Genomic DNA, 18,688 nt, shown 5'->3' with positions numbered 1-18,688 from the left:
ACGGCTTGCCCCCGCCCACGCCGGAGGATACCGAGGACCAGGACCCACCAACCGGACCGCCCATGCCCAAACAGACACCCGTGATGCTCGTGATCCTCGATGGCTGGGGCTTCCGGCCCGGTTGCGCCGACAATGCCGTGGCCCTGGCGGCGACGCCGTGCTTCGACGCGCTATGGGCCGCGGGGCCACGCGCCTATCTGCGGACCTGCGGGCCGGATGTCGGGCTGCCGGTCGGACAGATGGGCAATTCGGAAGTCGGGCACCTGAACCTCGGCGCCGGGCGCGTGGTGATGCAGGATCTGCCGCGCATCGATGCCGCCATCGCCGATGGATCGCTGGCGAGGCTGCCAGCGCTGGTGGCGCTGATCGCGGCGATCAAGGCGCGCGGCGGCACCTGCCATCTGGCGGGGCTGCTGTCGCAAGGCGGCGTGCACAGCCACCAGCGCCACGCCATCGCGCTGGCCCGGGCGATCACCGCGGCCGGCGTGCCGGTCGTGGTGCATGGCTGGACCGACGGGCGCGACTGCGCGCCCGATGCCGCGACGCGGGACCTGCCGGCCTTCCTGGCGGACCTGCCACCGGGCGCCCGCCTGGGGAGCCTGACCGGGCGCTATTTCGCCATGGACCGCGACAACCGCTGGGAACGGGTGGCGCAGGCTTGGCGCGCCATGGCGATCGCCGACGCCCCGCGCATCGCCGACCCGATGCAGGCCATCGCCCAAAATACCGCCGCCGGCCGCAGCGACGAATTCGTTCCCGCCCATGTCATCGGCGACTACACCGGCATGGCCGATGGCGACGGGCTGCTGTGCTTCAACTTCCGCGCCGACCGCGTGCGGGAAATCATGGCGCCACTGGTCGATCCGGGCTTTGCCGGCTTCCCCCGGCCGCGCGTGCCGGCGCTGTCGGCCGCCGCCGGCATGACGCAGTATTCCGTGGAGCTCGACGCCTTCCAGGCGACGCTTTTCGCGCCGCAATCGATGGATGGGCTGTTGGGGGAAACCGTCGCGGCCGCGGGGCTGACGCAACTCCGCATGGCGGAGACGGAAAAATACCCGCACGTCACCTATTTCCTGAACGGTGGCGACGAGACGCTGCTGCCCGGCGAGGCCCGCGTCATGGTGCCATCGCCAAAAGTCGCGACTTACGACCTGCAACCGGAGATGAGCGCGCCCGAACTGGCCGCCAAGGCCGAGGCCGCGATCCGCGCCCAGGCCCATGACCTGATCGTGCTGAACTTCGCCAATGCCGACATGGTCGGCCACACCGGCAGCCTGGCCGCGGCGATCAAGGCGGTGGAGGCCGTGGATGCGGGCCTGTCACGCATCGTCGCCGCCATCCGCGACACCGGCGGCGCGCTGCTGGTCACCGCCGACCACGGCAATGCGGAAACCATGCGCGACCCCGTGACCGGCGGGGCGCATACCTCGCACACGCTGAACGTCGTGCCTTGCGTGTTGGTCGGTGGCCCGGCCGGTGCGACCCTGGCCGATGGCCGGCTGGCCGATGTCGCGCCGACCTTGCTGGCCCTGCTTGGGCTGCCGCAGCCGGCGCAGATGACCGGGCGGTCGTTGATCCGGGGTTAGTCCAGCAACTCTGCCGGGGCGGCGTAATCCGTCTCATACAAATGCACCGACTGCGGCCGGCCTGGCTGCCAGTCGGGGTCATCCCAGGCGATCATTTTTCCGGGGTTGAGCAGGCCCTTGGGGTCGGCCGCGCGCTTGAATTCCAGTTGCCGCGCATCGACGCGCTTCATCCCGCCTTCTTCCAGCGTGAAGGTGTGCGGGTTGAAGATGGGGGCGCCGGCGGCCTCATGGATCGCGATGATCTCGGCCAGGCGTTCCTCGGTCGTGAAGCGCACGAGTTGCAGGCCGAAACAGCAGACGGCGCCGCCGAAGCGCACGAATTCCAGATGGATCGGCACCTCATCGCCAAAAATCGCTTCCATCTTCGCCACCAGCGCCAGATGGTCCGGCGCCGGAAACAGCGTTTGCAGATAGGTGATCGACTTGTCGGTCTTCAGCGCCTGCAAGGTCGTGTGGTTCCAGGAGTGTTCGTAGAGCGGCACCGGCGCGTCATCCGACGCGATGCGGTGCAGTTCCGTCCCGCCATGCCCGGCGATGATCGCGGGCATCAGGTCCATGAAGGGTTCTGCGATCATCATTAGCGCGATCGACTGCCCTGGCGGCACGGCCGCGCCCAAATTCTTGAAATGATCCTGCGCCACGGGGGCCGCGATCACGCAGGCCAGTTTCTTCGCCACCCCATCCATGCGGCAGATCGCATCGGCGAAGCCCGCGGCCGCGCCGAGCGTCGGAAAGGCCACGACCAGGTCCATCCACTCCCAGACCGGTGCCAGGGGAAGTTCGACTTCGGTGATGATCCCGTTGGTGCCATAGGCGTGGTTCACCTGCTGCACATCGTCCCCGCGCAGTTCCAGCACGCGCGGTTCGGCTTCGCAGGTGATCACGCGCAATCCCAAAATGTTCCCCGGTTCGCGCAGGATGCCATAGGTCGTGCTGCCGATGCCGGACGACCCGCCGGCGATGAAGCCGCCGATGGTCGCGGTGCGCTTGGTGCTGGGGTGGAAGCGCAATTCGCCGCCGACGGCCTGGCGCGTCTGCGCATCCAGGTCGATGAGCTTCACCCCGGCCTGCGCCCGCACCACGCCGGGCTTGCACCACACCACCTGGTCCAGCCCCGACAGGTCCAGCACCACGCCGCCCGCCAGCGGCATCGCCTGGCCGTAGTTGCCCGTGCCCGCACCGCGCGCCGTCACCGCCACGCCATGCGTGTGCGCGGCGCCGAGGACCGCGATCACCTCGGCCTCCGACCGCACCGCCACCACGGCCTCGCCGGTCACCCTGTTCAACTGGCGTTTCAGCACCGGCGAATACCAGAAGAAGTCGCGGCTTTTCTGGCGCACCAGGGCGGGGTCGGTGATCCAGTCCAATGTGGGGGTTTCGGCCATCATGGCGGCGAGGCTCATGCGCGATCCTCCTCGAAGGATTTCATCTTGCCGGGGTTCAGCAGCCCCAGCGGATCGACCATCTTCTTGAAGCCCAACTGGTCGCCCGGGACGCGGCGGTAGCCGCTGCCTTCTTCGATGGTCACGACATGCGGGTTGGCGATGCCGCAACCCTCGGCCTCGAAGCCCGCGATGATCTCGTAGAGCCGCGCCTCATTCGTCCAGCGGATCACCGGCAGGGCCGACATCGTCAGGCGCCCGCCGAAGCGCACGCATTCGGTGTGCATCCAGAGTTCGTCGGGGAAGCGTGCGCGGACGGCGGAAAGGGACTCCAGCGTGCCCTCGAACGGAAAGCGGCATTGCAGGTAGGTGACGCCGCGATCGCGCTTCAGCACCTGCAAGGTCGTGTGGTTCCAGCAGTATTCGTAGAAGGGGGTCGCGGCGGGATCGGCCTCGGCCGCCGCCATGCCTTGGTCGGCGAAGATCGTTCCGCGATGATCCCCGACCAGGTCGCGCAGCGCGACCATGCCCGCGGGCGTGATGCTGGTCAGCAGCAGCGCCTGGCCGGCCGGTGTCTCAAGTCCCTTGAAGAAGGGCGGCAGCCGCGCGTCAAACACCGCGCACATCTTCTTGGCGATGCCATCCGCATGCGCCAGCGCCCAGGCACAGCGCGCCGCATCGTCGAAATCGGCAAAGGCCACCGCCACATCCCGCCAATCCTGCGCGGGCGTCAGCGGCAGCCGGATGCGGGTGATGATGCCCGTGGTGCCATAGGTGCGATTGACCGGCGATGCCCGATCACCATCCAGATCCAGGATCGCAGGCGGGTCCTGCATCGTCGCGACCCGCACGCCCAATAGATTGCCGCGTTCGCGCAAAGTGCCGTGGTGCAGCCCGCCCACGCCCGCGCCGCCACCCGCGACAAAGCCGCCGATCGTCGCGGTACGCTTGGTGCTGGGCCAAAGCCGCAACTCCCACCCCTGCGGCCGCGCCCAGGCGTCGATATCCACCATCCTGGCACCTGGCTCGACCTCGGCCACGCCGTCGCGCAGGGAGAGGAGGCCTGTCATCCCCGACAGGTCCATCACCACGCCGCCCTGCATCGGCACGCATTGCCCATAGTTGCCGGTGCCGCCGCCGCGCGCGGTGACCGGCATCCCGGCGGCGCGGGCCGCGGCCAGGATGCGCAAGACCTCCGCCTCATCCTTCGGGCGCGCCAGCAGGTCGGCGCATTTGCCGTCCAGCAGCGCCTTCAGGATCGGCGAGTACCAGTAGAAGTCGCGCGATTTTTGGCGCAGCAGCGCGCGGTCCGTGCTGGTCTCGATGCCGCCGAGATCAAGCATCCAGATCGGGCGCGTGCCGCAGCCAGGACGCCGTGTCGAACCGCCAGACCTGGGTCCAGAGCTCGGCCATCCGCTGCCCCGCGAAGTCCAAAATCTTGTGGCCGGTTTCGACCGTCGCCAGGGTGGCATCGCCCGCGGCACCGGCCGGGTCCAGGTCCTGCGCCATCCAGCCGATCGGCACGCCGGCTTCGGGCGACAGCAGGGGCGCCTCGTTTTCGAACCGCATGGCGCGGCTCGCAAAGTTGCGGGCGAGGGACATGTCCACGCGCTCCGGCTTCAGCGCCAGCATCAGCGCGGTTTCGACGTGTCCTGCATGGATGCCGTAGCGGCTTTCGATGTCGGAGATCAGCCCGGCCGGCTTGCCCAGCCGCGACCATTGGCAATTCACCGCGAACATCGCGTGCTTGATCCGCATGCGGCGGGCGGCGATGTCCAGGATCTGCGGCTGGCCGCCGTGGCTGTTGACGAAGACCAGCTTGCGCACCCCGGCGCGGGCCACGCTGTCGCCGATCTCGGTGACCACGGCCAGCAGGGTTTCCGGCGTCAGGGTGAGGGTCCCCGGGAAGGCCAGGTGTTCCACCGACAGGCCCACGCGCTGCGTCGGCAACACCAGCACCGGCACCTCGGGCGCGAGGAAATCGAGCGCGCGGGCGACCACGCCCTCGTTGATCGTCGTGTCCACCGATACCGGCAGATGCGGGCCATGCTGTTCGATGCTGGCGACCGGGACGATGGCGACCGTATCGGCCGGCAGGTCGCGGAACGCGGGCCAGGGCAGGTCGGCCCAGAAACGAGAAGGGAGTGCGGTCATGGGGCGATGTCTTCCGTGCCAGTCAGCCCCTGGATGTAGCAGCGGCCGCCGGACGGTGCACCCCGTGAGCGATTGCTCAAAACGGCATCACACCGCCCAGATCGGCGCCAGGGCACCGCCCAGCCGGCGCCCCAGGCCGCGTCTTGCCCCTTGCGCCGCGCGCCCCCGTCGCGCGACCTCTACGTCAGATCAGGAGGCCCCCGATGCTCGTGACCCAAACCCCGCTACTCCAGCATTTCTGGTATCCGGTGATGCCGGTGGCTGATCTGGCGGAAGGCCCAAAGCCCTTTCGCCTGCTGGGCCGCGACCTGGTGCTGTGGATCGATGGCGAGGGCCAGCCCGCGGCCCTGGACGACCGCTGCTGCCACCGCCTGGCAAGGCTGTCCAAGGGGTTTTATGCCAATGGCGTGCTGGCCTGCGGCTACCACGGCTGGGAATACGACCGGCAGGGCGTCGTGGTCCGCGTGCCGCAGCGCCCGGTGGACCGCCAGGGCCGCACCAGCATGGGCGTCACCAGCCATCGCGCCGACATCCGCTACGGCTACGTCTGGGTCGCGCTGGCCGATCCGCTGACCGCGATCCCGGAGTTCGAGGAAGAACCCGCGGGCTTCCGCCAGATCTTCGAATTCTACGAACCCTGGTCCTGCGCCGGGCTCAGGTTGATGGAAAATTCATTCGACAACGCACATTTTGCCTTCGTGCATCGGGCATCCTTCGGCGACCAGGGCCATCCCGAACCCGCCAAGCTGGAGATCGACGAATTCCCCGACGGCTTCCTGTTCCGCTCCGAAGTCCCGGTCCGCAACCCGGAGGCCCAGAAGGCACTGCTGAACATGGACAGCGACACCACCGTGCGCCACATGCGGGCGCGCTGGTATGCGCCCTTCCTGCGCAAGCTGCGGATCACCTACCCCAACGGGTTGATCCACAGCATCGTCACGGCGGCGACCCCGATCGACGACCAGCATTCCATGGTCTGCCAATGGGTCTATCGCAGCGATACCGAAGCCGATGCGCCGGCGGAAAACGTCATCGCCTTCGACCGCGTGGTGACCAGCGAGGACAAGGAGATCCTGGAATCCACCACCTGGGATGTGCCGCTGGACCAGACCGGGGTCGAGATGAACATGCCCTCCGACAAGCCTGGCGTCATGATGCGCCGCATCCTGCTGCGCCTGATCGACGAGTATCAGGCCCAACAACCGGTCGCGGCCGAATAGCGGCGGAAAGCATCCTTTCACGCAATGGTTGTAGGCCGGGCCTTCCCCGGCACCCCGGCTTGCTGGCATCCTGTGCCGACCGTCATTTGGCCAGCCTGAGGATTTTCTGACCCATGACCCCAGAGTCCCTCGCCAAAAGCGGCGATATGTCGATCGATCCAGGCCCCAGCCCCGCACCGCCGCGTGGCCTGGATGCAGAATCCCTGCGTGCCGACATCATCGAAAAACTGACCTATGCCGTCGGCAAGAACCTGGTCGCGGCCAATCAGCGCGACTGGTTCATGGCGACCGCGCTGGCCGTGCGCGACCGCATCCTGGACCACTGGCTGCCGCAAACGCGGGAGGCCTATAACCAGGGCCGCAAGCAGGTCTATTACCTCTCCCTGGAATTCCTCATCGGCCGGCTGCTGGCGGACAACGTCAACAACCTGAACATGACCGAGGCGGTGACCGAGGCGCTGGCCTCGCTCGGCGCGGATTATGAAGCGGTGCGCGGGCAGGAACCCGATGCGGCGCTGGGCAATGGCGGGCTTGGGCGCCTGGCCGCCTGCTACATGGAAAGCATGGCGAGCCTGGCCATCCCCGCCTTCGGCTACGGCATCCGCTATGAGAACGGGCTGTTCCGCCAGGCCATCGTCAATGGCGTACAGCAGGAATTCCCCGAGGATTGGCTGGCCTTCGGCAACCCCTGGGAATTCGCCCGGCCGGAGATCGCCTATACGATCGGCTTCGGCGGCAAGGTGGAAGCGGAGGAGAATGCCGACGACCTCGGCCCCCGCACCTGGACCCCGGCCGAAACGGTGGATGCCGTCGCCTATGACACGCCCGTCGTCGGCTGGCGCGGCAAGCAGGTGAACACCTTGCGCCTGTGGTCCGCACGCGGCCCCGAAATCCTGCGCCTGGAATCCTTCAACGCCGGCGACCACGTCGGCGCGCTGGCCGACCGCATGCGGGTGGAGGCGGTGAGCAAGGTGCTCTACCCCTCCGACGAAACCCCCTCCGGCCTGGAATTGCGGCTGCGGCAGGAATTTTTCTTCGCCTCCGCGTCGTTGCAGGACCTGGTGAAGCGGCACATCCGCGTCTTCGGCAGCATCGCGTCCCTGCCGGACAAGGTGTCGATCCAGCTCAACGACACCCATCCGGCGGTGTCCATCGCCGAATTGATGCGCATCCTGGTCGATGGCCACGCCATCCCCTGGGCCGAGGCCTGGGACATCACGCGCAACACCTTTTCCTACACCAACCACACCCTGTTGCCGGAGGCACTGGAAACCTGGCCGGTGCCGCTGATGGAACGGCTGCTGCCGCGCCAGATGCAGATCATCTACATGATCAACGCGCTGCACCTGGATGAGGTGAACAAGGCGCATCCCCATGATGGGCGGTTGCTATCCTCCGTCTCCCTGATCGAGGAAAGCCACGGCCGCCGCGTCCGCATGGGGCATCTGGCGGTGGTCGGGTCGCATAAGGTGAACGGCGTGTCCGGGCTGCATTCGGATTTGCTGAAGAAGACGGTGTTCAGCGACTTCAACATGCTGTTCCCGGGCCGTCTGGTGAACGTGACCAACGGCATCACCTTCCGCCGCTGGCTGCACCAGGCGAACCCCGCGCTGACGAAGCTGCTGGTCGAAGCGGTAGGGCCGGAGGTGCTCGACAACCCCTATGCGCTGGAAAAACTGCGCCCGCTGGCCTCCGATCCGACGTTCCAGAAAAAATTCGCTGCCGTGAAGCGCGCCAACAAGGTGACCTTGGCGGCGCTGGTTCAGGAAAGGGTCGGCACGCGCATCGACCCGGACGCGCTATTCGATATCCAGATCAAGCGCATCCACGAATACAAGCGCCAATTGCTGAACGTGATGGAGACGATCGCGCTCTATGACGCGATCCGCGCCGACCCCATGCGCGACTGGTCGCCGCGGGTGAAGATCTTTGCGGGCAAGGCAGCGGCCTCTTACCATCAGGCCAAGCTGATCATCCGCCTGGCGAATGATGTGGCGCGCGTCGTGAACAACGATCCCGGCGTGCGTGGGCGGCTGAAGGTGGTGTTCCTGCCGAACTACAATGTCTCGCTGGCCGAACGCATCATCCCGGCGGCCGACCTGTCGGAACAGATCTCGACCGCGGGCATGGAGGCTTCCGGCACCGGCAACATGAAGCTGGCGCTGAACGGCGCGCTGACGATCGGCACGATGGATGGCGCCAATGTCGAAATCCACGAACATGTCGGCGCCGACAACATCTTCATCTTCGGCCTGACCACCGAAGAAGTCGCCGAACGCCGTCGCAAGGGCTACGACAGCGGCCCGGTGATCGCGCGCAGCCCGAAGCTGGAACAGGTGCTGGACCAGATCGAGGGCGGCGTCTTCTCGCCAGGCGATCGCGACCGCTATCGCCCGCTGACCCAGGCGATGCGGCATGGCGACTACTTCCTCGTCACCGCCGATTTCGACAGCTACTGGGATGCGCAGCGCCGCGTCGGCGAACGCTGGCACAACCCCTCCGCCTGGTGGCGGTCCAGCATCCTGAACACGGCCAATATGGGCTGGTTCTCCTCCGACCGCAGCATCGCCGACTACGCCCGGGATATCTGGAATATCCCGGTGGGTGGCTGAGCGCCCCGCCGTGACCGGCTGGCGGCTTCCGGCAGCAGAGGTCACGGCCCTGGCGCAGGCGCGCCACGCGGATCCTTTTGCTGTGCTCGGCCCGCATGCGGCGGGCGGCGGCACCGTCATCCGCGCGGTCCTGCCGGGTGCCGAAACCGCCGAGGCCGTTCCCGATGATGGCACCCCTGCGATCCCGCTGGACCGACGCGACGCGGCCGGGGTTTTCGAGGGGTTTTCGCCGGATCGCGCCCCGGGCTTCGCCTACCGCCTGCACGCCCGTCGCGGCGCCGACACCTGGTCGCTGCGCGATGCCTATGCGTTTGGGCCGACGCTGGGGCCGCTCGACGATCATCTGCTGATCGAGGGCACGCATCGCGGCCTCGCCGAACGCCTGGGCGCGCATCCCTGCCTGCATGAAACCGTCGCGGGCGTGCGCTTCGCCGTCTGGGCGCCACATGCCAAGCGTGTCTCGGTCGTGGGCGACTGGAACCGCTGGGACGGACGGGCGCATCCGATGCGCAAGCGCGTGGACAGCGGCGTGTGGGAGATTTTCCTCCCCGACCTCGGCCCCGGCGACCGCTACAAATACGAACTCGTCGGCCCCGACGACGTGGTGCTGCCGCTGAAGGCCGATCCCTTCGCCAGTGCCGCCGAACTGCGCCCGGCCAATGCCTCCATCGTCTCACCCCCCCTGCCGATCCCACCGCCGCCGCCCTCCCCCAAGGGTGACGCGCGCAAAAAACCGATGTCGATCTACGAGGTGCACCTGGGTTCCTGGCGGCGCGGACCAGGCGGCCGGTTCCTGACCTGGGATGAATTGGCCGAGACACTGGTGCCCTATGCCGCCGACCTGGGCTTCACACACCTCGAACTGCTGCCGATCACCGAATACCCTTTCGATGGGTCCTGGGGGTATCAGCCGACCGGGCTCTTCGCGCCGACCGCGCGGTTTGGCGATCCGGCCGGCTGCATCCGCTTCATCGCCGCCGCGCGGGCGGCGGGGCTGGGCGTGCTGCTGGATTGGGTGCCGGCGCATTTCCCAGATGATGCCTTTGGCCTCGCGAAATTCGACGGCACGGCCCTCTACGAACACCCCGACCCACGGCGCGGCAGCCACCCCGAATGGGGCACGCTGATCTACGACTGGGGCCGGCGCGAGGTCTCCAACATGCTCATCGCCAGCGCGCTGCACTGGCTGGCGCGGCTGGACGGGCTGCGGGTCGATGCCGTCGCCTCGATGCTCTACCTCGACTACGCACGGGAGGAGGGCGAATGGGCGCCCAACCCCGACGGATCGAACCACAACGCCGACGCCGTCGCCTTCATCAAGCACCTGAACACCGTGATCGCCGAGGAGTTCCCCGACGCGCTCATCATGGCCGAGGAATCCACCGCCTGGGCCGGCGTCACGCGCCCAGTGCCGCAAGGGGGCTTGGGCTTCGGGTTCAAGTGGAACCTCGGCTGGATGCACGACACGCTGGACTTTTTCTCCCGCGATCCCGTGCATCGCCAGCATCACCACAATGAACTGACCTTTGGCCTGCTCTACGCCTGGAACGAAGCCTTCGTCCTGCCGTTGAGCCATGATGAGGTGGTCCACGGAAAATCCAGCCTGATCGGCCGTATGCCGGGCGATGACTGGCAGCGCTTTGCCGGGCTGCGGTCGCTGTTCGGCTGGATGTGGGGGCATCCCGGAAAAAAACTGCTCTTCATGGGGGGCGAGTTCGCGCAGCGCCGCGAATGGGATTTTGCCGCCGAACTGCAATGGGACCTGCTGGCCTATGCCCCGCACCAGGGCATGCAGGCGCTGGTACGCGACCTGAACGGGCTGCACCGCAGCCTGCCCGCACTCCACGCGCGCGACCACGACCCCGAAGGGTTCCGCTGGATCGTGGTCGAGGACCGCAGCCAATCCGTCTTCGCCTGGGCCCGCTTTGGCGAGGAGAACGACGCCCCCGTCGTCGTCATCTGCAACCTGACCCCGACGCCCCGCAAAAACTACCGCATCGGCCTGCCCCGCGCCGGCCGCTGGCGCCAGGTGCTGAACAGCGATGACGGCGCCTATGGCGGCAGCGGGTTGGGCAATCCCGGCCCGATCCTGGCCGTCCCGACCCCAAGCCACGGCATGCCGGCATCCGTGGAACTTTTGCTACCACCGCTCGCAGCATTGTTTTTGCTATGGGAGGGCGCGTGACGCCGGGTTAGCGTGACATCCGAAACTTTCAGGCACCCACTATGGCCCGCACCGCCGCGCTCGGTCCCCCTCTGGCTCGTCATGCCATGGCTTATGTCCTGGCGGGGGGGCGCGGAACACGGCTGATGGAATTGACCGACCGCCGCGCCAAGCCCGCGGTCTTCTTCGGCGGCAAGTCGCGCATCATCGATTTCGCACTATCGAATGCGCTGAACTCCGGCATCCGCCGCATCGGCGTCGCGACGCAATACAAGGCGCATAGCCTGATCCGCCACATGCAGCGTGGCTGGACTTTCTTGCGCCCGGAACGGAACGAATCCTTCGATATCCTGCCCGCCAGCCAGCGCGTGTCAGAGGACGCCTGGTATGCCGGCACCGCCGATGCCGTGTTCCAGAACATCGACATCATCGACTCCTACAAGCCGGAATTCATGGTCATCCTGGCCGGCGACCACGTCTACAAGATGGACTACGAGTCCATGTTGCAGCAGCACGCCGACAGCCGCGCCGACGTCACCGTCGCCTGCCACGCCGTGCCGCTGGCCGAGGCCACGGGTTTTGGTGTCATGGCCGTGGACGCGGCCAATCGCATCGTCGATTTCGTCGAAAAACCCGCCGAACCGCCGCCCATGCCGGACAATCCGGACATGTCGCTGGCCAGCATGGGCATCTATGTCTTCAACACCAAGGTGCTGATGGACTACCTGCGCGAAGACGCGGCCGACCCGCAGTCGTCGCGCGATTTCGGCAAGGACATCATCCCGAAGATCGTCAAGGCGGGCCGCGCCGTCGCCCATCCCTTCACCAAATCCTGCGTGCGCAGCAGCATGGAATCCGCGCCCTATTGGAAGGACGTCGGCACCCTGGATGCCTATTGGGAAGCGAATATCGCACTGACCGATGTGGTGCCCGACCTCGACCTCTTCGACCGCGACTGGCCGATCTGGACCAACAGCGAACTGACGCCGCCGGCCAAGTTCGTGCATGACGTGCCAGGCCGCCGTGGCGAGGCGATTTCGTCCCTCGTCTCCGGCGGCTGCATCATCTCCGGCGCCGCGGTGTGGCGCAGCCTGCTGTTCACCAATGTCCGCGCGCATTCCTGGGCGCAGATCAGCGGTTCGTTGATCCTGCCCGGCGCCGATGTCGGACGCCATGCGCGGCTGACCAACTGCATCGTGGACAGCGGCGTGCGCATCCCCAACGGGCTGGTCGTGGGTGAGGATCCGGAGGATGACGCCCGCCGCTTCCGCCGCACCGATCGCGGCATCGTCCTGATCACCCAGACGATGCTGGACCGGCTCGTCGACTGATGCAGGTCCTGTCGGTGGTGCCGGAGGTGTTTCCGCTGGTGAAGACCGGCGGGTTGGCCGATGTCGCCGGCGCCCTGCCGGCCGCGCTGGCACCGCATGGCATCGCGATGACCACGCTGGTGCCGGGCTACCCCGCCGTCATGGCGGCATTGCCGGCCGATGCCGAGGCGCATGACCTGGGCATGATGTTCGGCGGCGAGGCACGGGTCCTGGCGGCGACGGCACGGGGGCTCGCGGTCTTCGTGCTCGACGCGCCGCATCTTTTCGCGCGCCCGGGCGGGCCTTACGCCGGGCCGGATGGCGCCGACTGGGGCGACAATGCGCTGCGTTTCGCGGCATTGGGTGCGGCCGGCAATGCCATCGCGCGGGGCGCCATCCCGGGCTTTGCCCCGGCCGTGATGCATGCGCATGACTGGCAGGGCGGCATGGCCATCGCCTACCTGCATTACGGTGGCCCCCCGCGCGCGGCATCGGTGTTCACGGTGCACAACCTGGCGTTCCAGGGGCAGTTCGACGCGGGTATCCTGCCGCGCCTCGGCCTGCCGGCGCATGCCTTCTCGGTCGATGGGATCGAGCATTGGGGGCGCGTCGGCTACCTCAAGGCCGGGCTGGCGCTGGCCGATCGCGTCACCACCGTGTCACCGACCTATGCCGCCGAAATCCGCACGCCCGATGGCGGGATGGGGCTGGACGGGCTGTTGCGCGCACGGGCCGGTGTCGTGCGCGGCATCCTGAACGGGTTGGACACCGATGTCTGGAACCCCGCGACGGACAGGCACCTGGCCGCGACCTATGACGCCACCGATCCGCGCCCGCGCGCGGCCAACAAGGCGGCCTTGCAGGCGCGCCTGGGGCTGAACCGCGACCCGCGCGCACCGCTGTTCGGCGTGGTCAGCCGGCTGTCCTGGCAGAAGGGGCTGGACCTGCTGCCCGCCGCCCTGCCGGCGCTGCTGGGCGCAGGCGGGCAGCTCGCGCTGCTGGGCGCCGGCGACAGGCCGATCGAGGATGCCGTCAACGCCGCGGCCGCCGCCCATCCCGGGCGCATCGGCACCTCCTTCGCGATGGATGAGGGCCTGGCCCATCTGATCCAGGCCGGTTGCGATGCGCTGCTGGTGCCGTCGCGGTTCGAGCCTTGCGGCCTGACGCAGCTTTCGGCGCTGCGCTATGGCGCGGTCCCGGTGGCCGCCCGCACCGGCGGCTTGGCCGACACGATCATCGACGCGAATGAGGCAGCGCTGGCGATGGGCCAGGGCACCGGCATCGTCTTCTCCCCCACCAATGCCGAAATGCTGGAGGCCGCGATCCTGCGCACCATCAGCCTGTACCGCCAGCCGCGCATCTGGAAGCGTCTGCAACGCAACGCGATGCGCGGCGATGTCTCCTGGACCAGGCCCGCCGCCGCCTATGCCGCCCTGTATCGGGAGATCGCTGGCTGATGCGGGTCACGCCCGGGCGGGCGAGGCCGCTCGGCGTCCGGCCCGACGCGACCGGCTGCAATGTCGCGGTGCATGCGCCGGGCGACGTATGGTTCTGCATCTTCGACGATACCGACGCGGAAGTCGCACGGTTTCGCCTGCCGGGGCGGCACGGCGATGTGGCCCATGGCCATGTCGCGGGGCTTGGCATCGGCGCGCGCTATGGGCTGCGGGTGGCGGGCGACAAGCGGCTGCTGATCGACCCCTATGCGACGCGGCTGGACCGCGTGCCGCGCCTGGACCCGCGCATGTTCGACGCGGATGCCGACAGCGCCCCCGCCTGCCCCAAGGGCATCGTCGAAGCGCCCTTTCCGAACACCCCGCCGCTGGCAAGGGGCGATGCGCCGCGCGTCATCCTGGAACTGCATGTGCGCGGTTTCACCATGACGCATCCCGGTATTCCGCCCGGCCTGCGCAGCACCTTCGCCGGGCTCGCGCATCCGGCGGCTATCGCGCATCTGGTGGGTTTGGGCATCACCCATGTCGAACTGCTGCCCTGCGCCGCCTGGATCGAGGAACGGCACCTGCCGCCGCTCGGCCTGACCAATTACTGGGGCTACAACCCCATCGCCTTCCTGGCCCCCGACCCACGCCTGGCGCCGGGCGGGATGGCCGAAGTGCGCGCCGCCATCGCCGCCCTGCACGCGGCCGGCATCGGCGTGCTGCTCGACGTCGTCTTCAACCATACCGGTGAGGGCGATGCGCAAGGCCCGACCCTGTCGCTGCGCGGCCTGGATGCGGCGGGCTACTACCGGCTGGATTCGACCGGCCGGCTGGTCGATGACGCGGGCTGCGGCAATACGCTGGCCTGCGACCGGCCGGCCGTCGTGCGGCTGGTGATGGATGCGCTGCGGCATTGGGCTGGTGCCGGGGTGGATGGGTTTCGCTTCGACCTCGCGACCACGCTCGGCCGAGGGCCGGATGGCTTTTCCCCCGACGCGCCGCTGCTGACGGCGATGGCGCAGGATCCGTTGCTGCACGACCGCCTGCTGATCATGGAACCCTGGGACATCGGGTTCTTGGGCTATCAACTCGGCGCCTTCCGCGCCGGGCAGCCGGAATGGAACGACCGCTTTCGCCAGGACGTCCGCCGCTTCTGGCGCGGTGATCGCGGCATGTTGGGCGCGCTGGCGACGCGCCTATCCGGCAGCCCCGATATCTTTGCCGGCCGCCACCGCCCGGCGACGGACAGCCTGAATTTCATCACCGCCCACGATGGGTTTTCGCTGGCCGACCTCGTTGCCTTCACGACCAAGCACAATGCGGCGAATGGCGAATCCAACCGCGACGGCACCGACGACAACGCCTCCTGGAACGGCGGCGCCGAGGGCCCGACCGACGACCCCGCCATCCTGGCCCGCCGTCGCGCCGATGCGCGCGCGCTGCTGATGACCTTGCTGACCGCACGCGGCACGCCAATGCTGTCGATGGGCGATGAGGCCGGGCGCAGCCAGGGCGGCAACAACAACGCCTATGCCCAGGACAATGCGACATCCTGGTTCGACTGGCAGGGCATGGACAGCGACCTGGTGGCCTTCACCGCCAGGCTGGTCGCGGCGCGCCTGGCGCATCCTGCGCTGCATGGCGCGAAATGGCTGACGGGGGTGGCCCAGGATGTCGCCTGGTTGCGCGCCGATGGCACGGCGATGGCCGAAGCCGATTGGGACAGCCGCACCCTGCTCGTCGCCCTGTTCGATGCCGCGGCCGATGACCGCGTGCTGGTGGCCATCCAGGGCACGCCCACCACGACCGAGGCGACACTTCCCCCGCCCCGCCCCGGCCGCCGCTGGACCCTGGTCGCCGACAGCAGCGACCCCAGGCGGCAAGGGCCCGTCGCCGGGCATCGCCTGGCCTTGCCGCCACACAGCATGCTTTTGCTGGCCGAGACGATCAGCGACGCCCCGCGCCCCGACGACGACGCGCTGGCACGCCTGGCCGCGGCGGCCGGCATCTCGCCCGAATGGTGGGGCTTTGACGGCACCCGCCACGCGGTGCCGGACGACACCGCCCGCGCCATCCTGCATGCCATGCGCCTGCCCGCCGGCACCGCCGCCGAGGCGCGCGACAGCCTGGCGCACCTCGCCCAGGACCGCGACCACCGCCCTCTCCCCGCCAGTGCGGTGCTGCGCGCCGGCGGGCACCTGGCGCTGGTCGTGCCCGAGGGCCGCCGCGATGGCATCACCATCCAGCGCGCCGATGGCGGCACCGAACACCACCTGCTGCATCCCTGGGAATTGCCCGCCGCGGAGCGCATCGCCGCCGACGGCGCCCGCATCCGGCTGCACCTGTGGCCGCTGCCGCCGCTGCCGGCGGGGCGGCATGTGCTGCGCCTGGACAGCGCACCGGACGCCTCCTGCCTCCTGACCCTGGCCCCGTCGCGCGGTTTCTGGCCCGAAGCACTGGCGGATGGCGGGCGGCGCTTTGGCATCGCGGCGCAGCTCTACACGCTGCGCGACGGGCTCGATCGCGGCATGGGCGACCTGGCGACCCTCGCCACCATGGCACGCGCCACGGCGGCGACCGGGGCCGCCGTGCTGGGGTTGAACCCGCTGCACATGCTGTTCCCGCAGGACCGCGACAGGGCCAGCCCCTACCACCCCTCCGACCGGCGTTTCCTGGACCCGATGCTGATCGGCCTCGGCCCCGCCCATCCGGGCGGCGCGCTGGTGGATTACCCCGCCGTCTGGCAGGCCCGGCGCGCCGCGCTGGAAGCGGGTTTCGCCCCGGAAGACCCGGGCTTCGCCGCCTTCCGCACGGCGGGTGGCGCGGCGCTGGAGCACTTCGCGACCTTCCAGGCCATCGCCGAAACCGCCCTGGGGGCCGATTGGCGGCGCTGGCCGGCGGCGCTGCGCGACCGTGACCCGGCCGGACTGGCGGAATTCGCGGCCCAGCATGGGTCGCGCGTCGCCTTCCACGCCTGGCTGCAGTTCCGCGCAGATACCGACCTCGGGGCCGCCGCCGCGTCGGGGCTGGAGATCGGGCTCTACCGCGACCTGGCCGTCGGCTGCGCGCCCGATGGCGTCGAAGCCTGGGCCAACCAGGCCGGGCTGCTGAAGGGCCTGTCGATCGGTGCGCCGCCGGATGCCTTCGCCGCCAATGGCCAGGTCTGGGCCCTGCCCCCGCCCGATCCCTTGGCCGAGGCGCGCGAGGGCCACGCCAGTTTCGCCGCCCTGCTCGCCGCCAATATGCGCCATGCGGGTGCCCTGCGGATCGACCATGTGCTGGGGCTGCGGCGGTTGTTCCTGATGCCCGATGGGGCGCGCGGGCAGGATGGCGCCTATCTGGACCGCCCGCTCGATGACCTGCTGGGCCATGTCGCGCTGGAAAGCCAGGCGGCGCGCTGCCTCGTGGTCGGCGAGGACCTGGGCACCGTGCCGGACGGCATGGCCGAGGCCCTGGCCGGTGCCGGCGTGCTCTCCACCCGCGTCCTGCTGTTCGAACGCGACGGCGCCACCTTCCGCCAACCCGCGACGCTGCCCGCCAATGCCGCCGTGCATGTCATGACCCATGACCTGCCGACCCTGGTCGGCTGGTGGCAGGGTGCGGATATCGCCGAACGCAAGGCCATCGGGCTGGACGCCAGCGATGACCGGGCCGCCGACAAGGCCGCCCTGCTGGTGATGCTGGTGGAAGCCGGGCTTTGGGCGGGCGAGGCAGACCCAGCCATGACCCCCGCCCTTGCTGCCGCCATCCACGCGGCCATCGCCGGCAGCGACGCCGCCCTGGCCTTCGTCCAGGCCGACGACCTGGTGCGGGAGACCATGGCGGTGAACCTGCCCGGCACGGACCGGGAGCGCCCGAACTGGCGCCGCCGGCTCTCCGTGCCGGTCGACGGCCTGGCCACGACGCCCTATGGCGCCGCGATCCTGGCCGCGATGCGAAAACTCAGGCCGTGACGCCCCACTTGCGGCCGATGTCGTCAAAGAAGCCGCTGGCCTGACGGATCACGATCCAGGCGTTCAGGAAATTCACGAAGACCGGGTCGTTGATGGTCAGGAAGGCCATCGGGATCGGGTTGCGCGGCTGGGTGGTGAAGAGCGACACCAGTTGCGGGTATTCGCGCGTCAGGAAGGCGGCCTCGATCAGGCTGCTCATGGTCGCATCGACGCGGCCGCTCAAAAGTTCCTGCCAGTCGCGCGCCGGGCTTTCGACACGGCGCAGGGTGGCCTGCGGCAGCGCCTGCTGGACGAATTGTTCCATCGTGGTGCCAAGGTTGGTCCCGATGGTGACGCCGCGCGCATTCAGCGCGTTCCAGTCGGCGAACTTGTTCGCATCCTGGCGCCGCACCAGCGGCACGAAGGCATTGCGGCCCCAGGGCGTGGTGAAGGACGCGGCCATCGCCCGCGCGACACTCATCGACGTGCCGGTGAACACCGCGTCGTATTGATCGGCCTGCAAGCCGTTGATCAGGGTGCGCCAATCGGTGGCGACGAATTCGGCGCGGACGTTCATGTCGCGCGCCAATTGTTCGGCGGCCTCGATCTGATGCCCGGCATAGGCACGGGTCGCGGGGTCGCGGAAGGACATCGGGTTGAAGTCGCCCGTGGTGCCGAAGCGGATGCGGCCGGCGGCCTGGATCACCTCCAGACGTCCCCGGCCGGCCGCTTGCGCCTGCACGGGCGTGGCCGCCATGGCGAAGGGTACCCCCAGCAGGGCGGCGGCAGAAAGGTCACGACGGTTCATGGCGAAAAGGCCCTTTTGATCCCGCGCCGGTTGCGCCCGGTGCCGATAGCGCGAGATACGATCATGCACCGGTTTCTGAAA

11 protein-coding genes are annotated in these 18,688 nt (G+C 68.7%); 7 read left to right on the top strand and 4 right to left on the bottom strand.

Features of this window, described 5'->3' with window-relative positions; genetic code table 11:
- Window positions 1–62 precede the first annotated feature (62 nt).
- A complete protein-coding gene (gene gpmI / locus ACQW02_RS00510; RefSeq protein WP_431283319.1) occupies window positions 63–1,586 on the top strand; it encodes a 2,3-bisphosphoglycerate-independent phosphoglycerate mutase in 1,524 nt (507 codons plus the stop codon).
- On the opposite strand, the gene ACQW02_RS00505 is transcribed toward gpmI, so the two are convergent.
- From ACQW02_RS00505 to ACQW02_RS00495, 3 genes are read right to left on the bottom strand one after another with little or no spacing between them, the layout of a single operon-like run.
- The gene (locus ACQW02_RS00505) at window positions 1,583–2,989 is read right to left on the bottom strand and encodes an FAD-binding oxidoreductase (RefSeq protein WP_431283318.1); all 1,407 of its coding nucleotides are present in this window, start codon (window positions 2,987–2,989) and stop codon (window positions 1,583–1,585) included. The genes gpmI and ACQW02_RS00505 overlap by 4 nt on opposite strands.
- Window positions 2,986–4,311, bottom strand: a complete 1,326-nt coding sequence (locus ACQW02_RS00500) for an FAD-binding oxidoreductase (RefSeq protein ID WP_431283317.1) — start codon at window positions 4,309–4,311, stop codon at window positions 2,986–2,988. Before ACQW02_RS00500 ends, ACQW02_RS00505 begins: the two co-directional genes overlap by 4 nt.
- Window positions 4,304–5,122, bottom strand: a complete 819-nt coding sequence (locus ACQW02_RS00495) for a creatininase family protein (RefSeq protein ID WP_431283316.1) — start codon at window positions 5,120–5,122, stop codon at window positions 4,304–4,306. Before ACQW02_RS00495 ends, ACQW02_RS00500 begins: the two co-directional genes overlap by 8 nt.
- Before the next feature lie 203 nt (window positions 5,123–5,325).
- On the opposite strand from ACQW02_RS00495, the gene ACQW02_RS00490 reads away from it, so the two are divergent.
- The 6 genes from ACQW02_RS00490 (at window position 5,326) to glgX (ending at window position 17,820) form a co-directional block, all read left to right on the top strand.
- Window positions 5,326–6,342 carry a Rieske 2Fe-2S domain-containing protein gene (locus ACQW02_RS00490; RefSeq protein WP_431283315.1) on the top strand — a complete coding sequence of 339 codons (1,017 nt, stop codon included), beginning with the start codon at window positions 5,326–5,328 and terminating at the stop codon, window positions 6,340–6,342.
- Between the two features lie 113 nt (window positions 6,343–6,455).
- Window positions 6,456–8,954, top strand: coding sequence for a glycogen/starch/alpha-glucan phosphorylase (locus ACQW02_RS00485; protein WP_431283314.1), 2,499 nt, complete (start codon window positions 6,456–6,458; stop codon window positions 8,952–8,954).
- Window positions 8,947–11,139: a 1,4-alpha-glucan branching protein GlgB gene (gene glgB, locus ACQW02_RS00480; RefSeq protein WP_431283313.1), complete on the top strand. Its 2,193-nt coding sequence runs from the start codon at window positions 8,947–8,949 to the stop codon at window positions 11,137–11,139. The genes ACQW02_RS00485 and glgB overlap by 8 nt, the downstream gene beginning before the upstream one ends.
- 86 nt (window positions 11,140–11,225) lie before the next feature.
- On the top strand, window positions 11,226–12,449 hold the full coding sequence (gene glgC, locus ACQW02_RS00475) for a glucose-1-phosphate adenylyltransferase (RefSeq protein WP_431283312.1): 1,224 nt from the start codon (window positions 11,226–11,228) through the stop codon (window positions 12,447–12,449).
- Complete coding sequence (gene glgA, locus ACQW02_RS00470; RefSeq protein ID WP_431283311.1) at window positions 12,449–13,885, top strand: glycogen synthase GlgA; 1,437 nt, start codon at window positions 12,449–12,451, stop codon at window positions 13,883–13,885. The genes glgC and glgA overlap by 1 nt, the downstream gene beginning before the upstream one ends.
- Window positions 13,885–17,820 (top strand): glycogen debranching protein GlgX, encoded by a 3,936-nt coding sequence (glgX, locus tag ACQW02_RS00465; RefSeq protein ID WP_431283310.1) that lies wholly within the window; start codon window positions 13,885–13,887, stop codon window positions 17,818–17,820. The genes glgA and glgX overlap by 1 nt, the downstream gene beginning before the upstream one ends.
- On the opposite strand, the gene ACQW02_RS00460 is transcribed toward glgX, so the two are convergent.
- Window positions 17,810–18,607, bottom strand: a complete 798-nt coding sequence (locus tag ACQW02_RS00460) for a transporter substrate-binding domain-containing protein (RefSeq protein ID WP_431283309.1) — start codon at window positions 18,605–18,607, stop codon at window positions 17,810–17,812. The two genes, glgX and ACQW02_RS00460, sit on opposite strands and share 11 nt — an antisense overlap.
- Window positions 18,608–18,688: the final 81 nt, after the last annotated feature.

The organism is Humitalea sp. 24SJ18S-53 (assembly GCF_050632385.1).
Taxonomy (GTDB): Bacteria; Pseudomonadota; Alphaproteobacteria; order Acetobacterales; family Acetobacteraceae; genus Humitalea.
Note: the sequence above shows the minus strand (reverse complement) of the source record. Positions and strands in the feature narration are given on the sequence as shown.

Excerpts from the sequence above, each read along its gene's own strand:
- gpmI (WP_431283319.1), top strand. The coding sequence starts at position 63 with ATGCCCAAACAGACACCCGTGATGCTCGTGATCCTCGATGGCTGGGGC.
- ACQW02_RS00485 (WP_431283314.1), top strand. The coding sequence starts at position 6,456 with ATGACCCCAGAGTCCCTCGCCAAAAGCGGCGATATGTCGATCGATCCA.
- glgX (WP_431283310.1), top strand. The coding sequence starts at position 13,885 with ATGCGGGTCACGCCCGGGCGGGCGAGGCCGCTCGGCGTCCGGCCCGAC.
- ACQW02_RS00500 (WP_431283317.1), bottom strand. The coding sequence starts at position 4,311 with ATGCTTGATCTCGGCGGCATCGAGACCAGCACGGACCGCGCGCTGCTG.
- ACQW02_RS00490 (WP_431283315.1), top strand. The coding sequence starts at position 5,326 with ATGCTCGTGACCCAAACCCCGCTACTCCAGCATTTCTGGTATCCGGTG.
- ACQW02_RS00505 (WP_431283318.1), bottom strand. The coding sequence starts at position 2,989 with ATGAGCCTCGCCGCCATGATGGCCGAAACCCCCACATTGGACTGGATC.
- ACQW02_RS00460 (WP_431283309.1), bottom strand. The coding sequence starts at position 18,607 with ATGAACCGTCGTGACCTTTCTGCCGCCGCCCTGCTGGGGGTACCCTTC.
- glgA (WP_431283311.1), top strand. The coding sequence starts at position 12,449 with ATGCAGGTCCTGTCGGTGGTGCCGGAGGTGTTTCCGCTGGTGAAGACC.
- ACQW02_RS00495 (WP_431283316.1), bottom strand. The coding sequence starts at position 5,122 with ATGACCGCACTCCCTTCTCGTTTCTGGGCCGACCTGCCCTGGCCCGCG.
- glgC (WP_431283312.1), top strand. The coding sequence starts at position 11,226 with ATGGCTTATGTCCTGGCGGGGGGGCGCGGAACACGGCTGATGGAATTG.